Source organism: Methylomagnum sp. (assembly GCF_054333355.1).
Map to the genome: position 1 here is coordinate 1 of NZ_JBTEKS010000150.1, position 9,611 is coordinate 9,611.

A 9,611-nucleotide genomic window follows, 5' to 3' on the forward strand; every position below is an offset into this window, starting at 1 on the left:
CACCGCCAGGCACCCATCCACGGACCCCCGCCCTCCCTCTGGAGGCCGGGGGCTTCCGTCCTTTCAGCCACGCCTTCCGCCACCGCTCATGGAGCGGAATCGGTTCCGGTTTCAGCCCATACCCCCTTCTGGCCCTTTGCCCTGAGCGAAATAACGCTTAAGGAACACCTCAAACGACGGCCCATGTCTATCCATGGCTTCGATCTTCTTTTGCTCTGTCCAAGACGCCTCTGCTCCGGCTTGGAAAAGTCCAGTCTGATTAGCCTCCAGTCGCAAGCGCCGCCAGTAATTAGCATGACGCCAAGAAAGATTTAGAGCCTTGGTAGGAAAGGATTCTTGATCGCCCCGCATCTCCGCTAATAGCCTAGCCGAAGGCGTGGATTGTAGGTTGCTGATGATGGCTTTTTGCTGTCCCAGACTGCGGGTATATGGCTGTTGAGGATCGTCGGCGTCCAGCGCATCTGCCACGCCGGTCATGGCGCTGAGCAATTCCCCAGCCCATTCAGGCAAAGAGATTTCCCGCCTAAAGCGCAACAGCCGAAAGCTCGGGGTCCGCGAGCAACAAGCGACGGACAAGCTATTCCGGTTGGCTTCGGCTTTCTCATCGGCGTTCAAAAAAGGACTGTCCGCCAAGACGCAGAACAGCACGAAAACCTCCAAAAAGCGCAACTCGTCCAGTCCCAAGCCTGTCGGCTCGAAACAATTCAAATCCAAGGCTCGCAATTCCAGATACCGCACTCCACGGCGCTTTAAGGCTAGCGTGGGTTTTTCGCCTGACTTCGTAATTTGCTTGGGGCGTACCGGGCTGTAGTATTCGTTTTCAATTTGCAGAATATTCGCATTGAGTTGCCGGTATTCTCCATCCACCTTGACGCCAATTTGTTCATAGGGTGGATAAGGCCGGTTAATGGCCTCAGTCAGATTGGCTATGTAGGCATCAAGGTTATCAAGCGAAATATCCAAGCTTGCTTGGTTGTCGTTTCGATAGCCGATATCGCTCATGCGTAGGGAGGTGGCGTGGGGCCGATAAAGCGTTTCCTGATCGAATTCCATGAATGCGGTGGCAAGTTCCTCTCGGCCCGTGAAGAAAGATTTGCAAACGGCGGGGGAGCAGCCGAATAGATAAATAAGCAGCCAACCATAGCGATGGATACTGCGGATGGCACCGAAATAGGCATCAGCAATGAACTTTGGTAGTGGATCGGTATTGCCTTCCAGTGCTTGCAGAACCGGCCACAAGGCTTCATTGACCGAATAATTGAAATGCACCCCGGCGATGGCCTGCATGGTTCGTCCATAGCGATAGGCGAGGCCGCGCCGATAAATATGCTTCATCAGGCCAATATTCGAATTGCCGTAGCGGGCGATGGGGATGCTTTCTTCCTCGGCCAGACCAACGGGCATGGACGTGGACAGCAGAAACTCTTCGCCTAGATGGCTGTATACGAAAACATGCAGATCTTCGAGATAGCGCATCGTGTCGGCGGGATCGGCGCAAGGCGGCGTGATGAGTTCAATCAGCGCCTCGGAATAATCGGTGGTGATCCAGGGATGGGTTAGGGCCGATCCCAAGGCCGCTGGATGAGGGGTTTGGGCAATCGTGCCATCCGGGGCTAGGCGGAGGCTTTCCTTTTCAAGCCCTTTCAGGCCGTTCCGTAGTAGGTGTTCTTGACCGGCTTGCTTAAGCCGATCCAAGCGGGCATCAATTCCAGAGTTCAAGCCGAATGAGTCCTTGATGTTGAGGGGCGAGTTCGCAGGGGGCCGCGTCAATCTCGTCAGCCCCAAGGAATTCCGGGTTATCGAAGGGGTGCCATTCTACCAAACAAAGGAGAGGGGCTTGTTTGACGCGGAAGGGCGTGGGCGGTGATTCCCCACTCACCAACTGAACAAAACCCACTGTGGCACTTTCATGCCGGCCTCGTTATCACTACGGCGCACGTCCATATTGCCATCACCGTTGGTGTCTACCAGATAATAGGACGGGCCGATGACTGGTGTGATTTTCACCATATAGATATGGTCGTTGATCCGATATTCTTCAATCGTTTCCTCGCCGCGCCGGATGATCGTCACGTCCGGTTCCATGGGTTCCCCGCTTTGTACGGGCGGCGGAAGCTCCGGCGGATCGGGCACGGGTTCGGGCGCTGGCTCGGCCCATGAGGGTAGGCAGCAAAATAAAAGAATCAGTGAAAAAATCCGCAACATAATCAATTCCGCCATTTCCTCCGGTGGATTATGGCCGCAATGATATTACAGAATGGCCTACGAAACCCGTCCGCCTTGGCTCTTAGAGCCGCGCCAAAACTGGTTAGACCAATATCAACGCCCCACACTCGCCCCGTAAGGCAAAATACAGGGATAATGCCGCGATATCTGAAATTCTCAGCCTACACCCATCGCCTTGCGTAGACCCTTTTTCATCCAACCGGCACCGCCGGTGCCAATCTGTGGGGATTTCGGCCATGGCCCGGCGTAACGACCATAGCCGCAAAGAAATCCGAGAGATGGCGCTGACGGCGGCGGAGACCATCCTGGACCGCGAGGGCGTGGCCGGATTGAGCACTCGTAAAATCGCCAGTGAAATCGGCTACGCGGTCGGCAGCCTGTATTTGGTCTTCGAGAATTTGGACGACCTCATCGTCCAACTGAACTTTCGCACACTGAATCAATTGGATGATTCACTGAACCAAGCGGCCCGCCGTGGCGGCGATCCGCGCGCGGGTTTGATTGAACTGGGGCGGGCCTATGTTCAATTCGCTTCCTCGTATCAGAGCCGCTGGGAGCTGATCTTCGGCCATCGGCTAAATCCCGTAACCATGTTGCCTGAAGATTACCGACGGCAGGTGCGTGCCTTGTTTGGGCGGGTCGAGGGGTTGCTAGCCATCCTAGCGCCGCACCGGCTTGAGTCGGATCGTGCGCTGGCGGCGCGGGCCTTGTGGAGCGGGGTTCATGGAGTTTGCACCCTGGCTTTGAGCGAAAAGTTCAACATCGCGGGTATTGCTGATGCCGACAAGCTTACGGATTCATTGATCGTGAACTATCTGGCGGGATGGCGCGGCGATTCCGCCGTCAGTCATCCATTGCCAGAGCAGGGTTCCTGAGTACGTTTTCACTAACCACTGACTACCAATGACTAGCCCATGGAAGACCAACAGCTTCTGAGATACAGCCGACAAATCCTGCTGCCGCAGATGGACGTCTCGGGGCAGGAAAAGCTGCTGAATTCCCGCGTGTTAATCATCGGGCTGGGCGGCTTGGGGTCGCCCGCCGCGATGTATCTGGCGGCGGCGGGTGTCGGCGCGCTGGTGTTGAATGACTACGACACGGTCGATTTATCCAACCTGCAACGCCAAATCGCCCACGGCACCGAGAACATCGGCGAGCCGAAAACCGAGTCGGCGCGGAAGGCACTGGAGCGGCTGAACCCGGAAACCCGGATTGACACCCTTCCTTATCGCCTGGAAGGACAGGGGTTGGCGGACGCCATTGCCGCCGTCGATGTGGTGCTGGATTGCTCCGACAACTTCGCCACCCGTTTCGCGGTCAACGCGGCCTGCGTCAAGGCCCGGAAAGCCTTAGTGTCAGGGGCGGTCATCCGCTTCGAGGGGCAACTGGCGGTGTTCACGCCGGGTCGGGCTGACGGTCCTTGCTATAACTGCCTTTACCCGGAGCGCGGCGAGTTAGCCGAGAGTTGCGCACGCACGGGCGTGATTGCGCCGCTGCCCGGCATCGTCGGCAGCATGCAAGCCTTGGAGGCAATTAAATTATTGGCGGGAATTGGCGCCCCTGCTCCAGGGTGCCTATTGCTGTTTGACGGGTTGAGCTTGGAATGGCATCGGATCGCCTTGCGGAAGAATCCTAAGTGTCCGACTTGTGGAGGCTCAAGCTGACTTCGACGAAGCTTGTCCGTGGGAGCGGTTTCCAACCACGATGGGGACCGAAAATCGCGGTTGGAAACCGCTCCCACGGGAGTATCGGCCCCGTCCGGGTGCGCCGGTCAGACCGTTACAGTTCCCGCGCCATGACTAGGGCATCCTCGCGGCGACCATTGCGGGCCGGGTAATAATCTTTGCGCATCCCAATCTCGTTGAATCCCACTCGCTGATAGAGCTGGATGGCCTTCAGGTTGGAGGGCCGCACTTCCAGAAACATGCTCTCCGCCCGGTAGCTCTTGGCGACCGCCATCAGCTTTTCCAGCATCATCCGCCCATGGCCCTGGCCTTGGATATGCGGCGCCACGCAGATGTTGAGGACATGCGCCTCTCCCGCGCCGACGGAACAAATGCCGTAGGACAATATCTGCCCGGCCTTCTCGCCAATCCAGCAGTTGTAGCCCACCTTGAAGCAGTCGCGGAACGTGGCCGGTTCCCACGGAAATTCATAAGCAAGTTGCTCGATGGCGGACACGGATTTTAGATCGGGCCGCCGCATGGGCCTTAACAGCACGTCGGCGTTCTCCGCGAGGCTGGGGAAGTGCTTGTAATAGAAATCGGCTTCGGCGTCGTAGCTAACCCACCGCTTGAGGGCATCGAACAGTTCCGCCATGGCTATCTTCGCTAAGGTTCATTATTGATTTTGTTGGCTAAAGGTCCGCACCGCCAGCTTCAAATCCTCCCAGGCCCGGCGCTTCTCCGTCTGGGAGCGCAGCAGATAGGCGGGATGATAAGTGACCACCAGTGGGATGTGTTCATAGGTGTGTACCTGGCCGCGTAGTTTACCGATGGGCGTGCCGGTTTTTAACAGGTTTTGCGCGGCGATGCGGCCCACCGCGACGATAATCTTCGGTTTCACCCAGGCTAATTGCGCCTTCAAGTAGCCCTCGCAGGACGCCGCCTCTTCGGGCGCGGGATCCCGGTTCTTGGGCGGGCGGCATTTCAGCACGTTGGCGATGTACACCTCCTCCCGCTTAAGTCCAAGCGCCCGGATCATCTCGTTCAACAACAGCCCGGCCCGCCCGACGAATGGCTCGCCCTGCAAGTCCTCCTGCTCGCCCGGTGCCTCGCCGATGAATATCCACTTGGCTTCCCGGTTGCCCACGCCGAACACGGTCTGGGTGCGGGTCTGATGCAGGGGGCAGGCGGTGCAGGCGGCGACCTGGGCGGCGAGATCGTCCCAGTTCAGGCTTGAACAGGGGGGAAGGGTGGGGGAGGGTGGAGCATCGTCGGGAATGGGCATGGCGGTTTCCTCTTCCTCCGGCTCGGATTCCGGGATGAGCGGTATTTCCGCGGCCATGGACAAGGCAGACGCGGGTCCGAACGGCACAGGCACTCTCGGTGCCCAGGCGTCGATGCCCATGCGTCGCAGATAATCCAGGTGGCGGTGGTCGATTGGCATAGATAAAAGGAGGGCGGCTGTCACGCCGCCCTTTTGGTTTTGGCTCTTAGGGGTTAGACATCGCCCGCCACCTGCGGATGCATCCGCTGGCGGGGAATCAGCAGCTTGTTGACGGCATTGATATACGCCTTGGCCGAAGCGATGACGATGTCCGTATCCGCGCCCTGGCCGTTGACGATGCGCCCGCCCTTTTCCAGCCGCACGGTCACTTCGCCCTGGGCGTCGGTGCCGGTGGTGATGTTGTTCACCGAGTAGAGCAACAGATGGGACTTGGTATCCACCACCGACTCGATGGCCTTGAGGCTGGCGTCCACCACGCCGCCGCCGGTCGCCTCGCCGGTCACTTCCTCATGCTCGATCCTGAGCGTGACCCGAGCACAGGGCGTTTCGCCGGTCTCCGCGCTGACCTTCAGGGACACCAGCTTGACCCGCTCGTCCTCCGACTCGACCCGCGCCTCGGTGATGAGGGCTTGCAAGTCCTCGTCGAAGATTTGGTGCTTCTTGTCGGCCAATTCCTTGAAGCGCTGGAAGGCGTCGTTCACCTCGGCTTCCGAACCGAACTCGATGCTGAGTTCCTGCATCCGGGTTCGGAACGCATTGCGCCCGGAATGCTTGCCCAGCACCATGCGGTTGGCGCTCCAACCCACGTCCTCGGCCCGCATGATTTCATAGGTCTCGCGGTGCTTCAGCACGCCGTCCTGGTGGATGCCCGACTCATGGGCGAAGGCGTTGGCCCCGACGATGGCTTTGTTGGGCTGCACCGGAAAGCCGGTGATGTTGGAGACCAGCCGGGAACAGGTCACGATCTCGCGGGTGTCGATGTCCACATGACAGGGGAACACGTCCTTGCGGGTCTTCACCGCCATGACGATTTCTTCTAGCGCCGCGTTGCCCGCCCGCTCGCCCAGGCCGTTGATGGTGCATTCTACTTGCCTAGCCCCATTCAGCACGGCGGACAGGGAGTTGGCGACCGCCAGCCCCAAATCGTTGTGGCAATGCACCGAGAAGATGGCCTTGTCGGAATTGGGAATGCGCTCCCTCAAGCGGCGGATGGTGGTCCCGAACTGGTCCGGCAGGCTATAGCCCACGGTGTCGGGAATGTTGAGGGTGGTCGCGCCCGCGTCGATGACCGCCTCCAAGATGCGGCAAAGGAAATCCTCCTCCGAGCGGCCCGCATCCTCCGGCGAGAACTCCACGTTGTCGGTGAACTGCCGGGCGCGTTGCACCGCCTTGACGGCGTGTTCGATCACCTGCTCCGGGGCCATGCGGAGCTTGCGCTCCATGTGGATGGGCGAGGTGGCGATGAAGGTGTGGATGCGTGAGCGCTTGGCGTCCTTGAGCGCTTCACCGGCCCGGTCGATGTCCCGGTCCAGCGCCCGCGCCAGGCCGCACACGACGCTGTCCTTGATGGCCCGCGCCACCGCCTGCACGCCCTCGAAGTCGCCCGGACTCGCCGCTGGAAAGCCGGCCTCGATGACATCCACCCGCATCCGTTCCAGCGCTTTGGCGATCCGCACTTTCTCGTCTCGGGTCATGGAGGCGCCCGGACTCTGCTCGCCGTCCCTCAAGGTCGTATCAAAAATAATGAGTTTGTCGCTCATAAAAAAATCCCGTGGTCTAACTCGCCCCTCTTGCGGGGCAGGAAAACGAAATCGGAGTGATGTAATGATGTGTGGATGTTGACTGCCCCTCAGGGCAGGAGCAGACGGCGGGTCAGAGGCAGGGGGAGAGCTTCGCGCAAAGCCACGCGCCCGGCTTGAATGGTCGGGAGGGCGGGGCGGTTGAAAGCTGAAGTCGTGGTGTGGAACATGACACTACAGGCTAGTTGTGGGTTCCACTATATATTCCGTCGACGATCCGCACAAGCGGCCCGCTGCCAGGCTCCGGCTTGGGAACGTGGTTCGCGAAGTTCCGGTTTTCACGTCACTTGGGAATCGGACGCTTGGAATTAACCCCGAGTCGCCTGCCGGTTCAACGGTTCCCAACAGTGTCCTAAGCGGTTCGATTTCCGCCCAGGCGGCTTTTTCTGTCGTCTCCTGCTCCAAGACCCGCTTCCGTTCCGTCTGGATTGTGCGCTGCTCCCATAGGAAGACCGCATAGGATGTGCCGACGAAGGAGGCGCATCAATTGAGGTTGGCAAATCGCGGACTAACCGGAAGCCGACGTTGAGGTTGGTCGCGCCGGTCGGGTAGCCAATGCATCAACCACCAGCGATGCGGCTCCCGGCGTTCGGCGCATCCTCTGGTCCTAGCCCTATGGTGCCCATCATCCCGTTAAAACACTATCAATTATTTATTACACAAGGCTTTCACATTACAATCCACCCGTATCGAAAAACAAGCGTCGCTTCTTGGATTGTCATCCATCGCCTTGGGAAGCCTTCATGAACATCCGCCGTTCATCGTCTCGTTCCGCCGCCGCCATTGTTGCCCTGTTCGGTTTGCTGGCGCTTTTGCCGGGGCTGGCCGTATCCGCCGCTCCTCTAAATCACAAGCCAGTGGCCGAGAGCCAGGGTGTTCTGGTTCCCGTGAACGGCAGTCTCGTGATCACTCTCCAGGCCAGTGATGCCGACGGTGATCGGCTGAAGTTCTCCATCACCGCTAAGCCCAAGAAAGGCAAGCTCAAGCTAGTCGGGGCTGTGGCGACTTATACGCCTAGGGCGAAATATGTCGGCACGGACCAGTTCAAATTCGTTGCCAAGGACCGTAAGGCCGCTTCCAAGGCGGCGGTCATCCGTATCAAGGTGGCGCCTCTGCCCGCCTGTACCCCTCCGCATGTTTTGCAAAACAACGCATGTGTCTCGCCGTCGCCTACCTGTGCGCCGCCACAAGTGCTGGAAAATGGCGTTTGCGTTACTCCGCCATTGACTTGCACGCCGCCACAGGTTTTGCAGAATGGTGTGTGCGTGACCCCGCTGCCTACTAATCAGTCCCCAATAGCCAATGCCGACATCAATCGAAGGGTTGAGGCGGGCGCTACGGTCACTCTTGACGGTAGCCAGAGCCGCGACCCGGATGGCTCCATTGTGGCGCATTTTTGGGAGCAGACCGCTGGCCCTGTGGTGGCGTTGAGTAATCCCGCCGTTGCGAGTCCCTCGTTCACCGCGCCAACCGTCACTCAGGATACAGACTTAAACTTCAAGCTGACCGTGACGGATGACCGGGGCAGCAAAGCTAGCGCCACGGTAACAATTACCGTTTCTCTGCCCACCGCCGACAACCTACCGCCGGACAAAGCTCAACTAATCGGCGTCAGTTCTTTAAGCGGGGACAAGCTCACGGCGGAATGGCTGGCCGTTGCGGATGATCGGACGACTCATGGCAGCCTCGTCTACACCTTGCATGTATCCGAAATGCCGGGTTTCACTCCTTCCAGCGCTACCGCGAAACTCACTCAGGCGGGCGCATTGAACGGGACGGTCGAGGGATTGACGCCAGCCACCCAGTATTACGTCAAAATAACCGCCACGGATGGACAAGGACTGGAAAGCTGGAGCAATGAATTGGGCATTGTCACTGCCGGTGTCATCGCGCAAGCCACGCCGGCCACGGTGAACGTGCAGGATATCGCGCAGGCACCGCAAGTCACCGATACGAGCGTGACCTATACGGGCGGTGGCTCCGCGCCAAAGCCCGGCGAATATTTGGCGAGTTCCGTGGGAGAGGGCTATCTGCGCAGGGTGGATACCGTGCGGACCCAAAACGGCCAAGTCATTGCCACCACGCAGCCGGCCTCGCTGAACGAACTCTTCGATACTCTGGAATTCAACGCCACAGTCAAACTGGAACCTGTACCGGCCCAGGTGCCAGCGGCTCTGCGAGCCAGCGCCCATATTCAGGGCGGATCAACGGCTCCGCGCCAAGCAGCCATTTCCTGGCCGGAAACCGGCTTGACGCTGATTGACACCCAGTCCACCGACGCGAGTCCCGCGCCGCGCATCCAAAAGGCCAAGCCCGCCATACAAGCCATTGCGCCCAAATTCGCCCGAGTGGAAGTGAACGGCGATAAGCAGACGTCCAAAGGGGAATATCTCGATTTCACCGGCCCAGCCTTCTGGGCGCTGAGTCCGGGACAAACGGGCACTTTTACCTTGGAAAGCAAGGTGGCTCGGGCTAAAACAAGCCTGCTAGGCAAGACTCGACTTTGGCCTTTTCACGCCGTGGCGGCGAGTTGATTCAGCAGGACTTCGCCATCGCGAGGCGACAATTCCAACAGTTCGCCGCCGGATGCGGAGTTGACGAAATACTTCCGCGCCCAGATGGCGCGGCGGACAAAGG

At 59.1% G+C, this 9,611-nt stretch carries 8 protein-coding genes; 3 read left to right on the forward strand and 5 right to left on the reverse strand.

What is annotated here, in order from left to right; translation table 11 throughout:
- Positions 1-111: 111 nt before the first annotated feature.
- Both gshA and ACXWUF_RS12515 read right to left on the reverse strand, forming a co-directional pair.
- A complete protein-coding gene (gshA, locus tag ACXWUF_RS12510) occupies positions 112-1,770 on the reverse strand; it encodes a glutamate--cysteine ligase (protein WP_458495003.1) in 1,659 nt (552 codons plus the stop codon).
- Positions 1,771-1,875: 105 nt separating this feature from the next.
- Positions 1,876-2,205: a DUF2782 domain-containing protein gene (locus ACXWUF_RS12515; RefSeq protein ID WP_458495004.1), complete on the reverse strand. Its 330-nt coding sequence runs from the start codon at positions 2,203-2,205 to the stop codon at positions 1,876-1,878.
- Positions 2,206-2,504: 299 nt separating this feature from the next.
- Between ACXWUF_RS12515 and ACXWUF_RS12520 the strand changes: the two genes are divergently transcribed.
- Together ACXWUF_RS12520 and ACXWUF_RS12525 are read left to right on the forward strand one after the other, a co-directional pair.
- Entirely contained in the window at positions 2,505-3,101 is a 597-nt protein-coding gene (locus tag ACXWUF_RS12520; RefSeq protein ID WP_458495005.1) for a TetR/AcrR family transcriptional regulator, read from the forward strand.
- Positions 3,102-3,140: 39 nt separating this feature from the next.
- Complete coding sequence (locus tag ACXWUF_RS12525; RefSeq protein ID WP_458495006.1) at positions 3,141-3,890, forward strand: HesA/MoeB/ThiF family protein; 750 nt, start codon at positions 3,141-3,143, stop codon at positions 3,888-3,890.
- A gap of 115 nt (positions 3,891-4,005) precedes the next feature.
- Here ACXWUF_RS12525 and rimI read toward each other — a convergent pair whose 3' ends face one another.
- The 3 genes from rimI to ACXWUF_RS12540 are packed head-to-tail and all read right to left on the reverse strand — an operon-like array spanning position 4,006 to position 6,935.
- On the reverse strand, positions 4,006-4,545 hold the full coding sequence (gene rimI, locus ACXWUF_RS12530; protein WP_458495007.1) for a ribosomal protein S18-alanine N-acetyltransferase: 540 nt from the start codon (positions 4,543-4,545) through the stop codon (positions 4,006-4,008).
- Between the two features lie 21 nt (positions 4,546-4,566).
- Complete coding sequence (locus tag ACXWUF_RS12535; RefSeq protein WP_458495008.1) at positions 4,567-5,334, reverse strand: uracil-DNA glycosylase; 768 nt, start codon at positions 5,332-5,334, stop codon at positions 4,567-4,569.
- Positions 5,335-5,387: 53 nt separating this feature from the next.
- A complete protein-coding gene (locus tag ACXWUF_RS12540) occupies positions 5,388-6,935 on the reverse strand; it encodes a 2-isopropylmalate synthase (RefSeq protein ID WP_458495009.1) in 1,548 nt (515 codons plus the stop codon).
- 782 nt (positions 6,936-7,717) lie between these two features.
- Here ACXWUF_RS12540 and ACXWUF_RS12545 point away from each other — a divergent pair.
- A complete protein-coding gene (locus ACXWUF_RS12545) occupies positions 7,718-9,508 on the forward strand; it encodes an Ig-like domain-containing protein (RefSeq protein ID WP_458495010.1) in 1,791 nt (596 codons plus the stop codon).
- Positions 9,509-9,611: the final 103 nt, after the last annotated feature.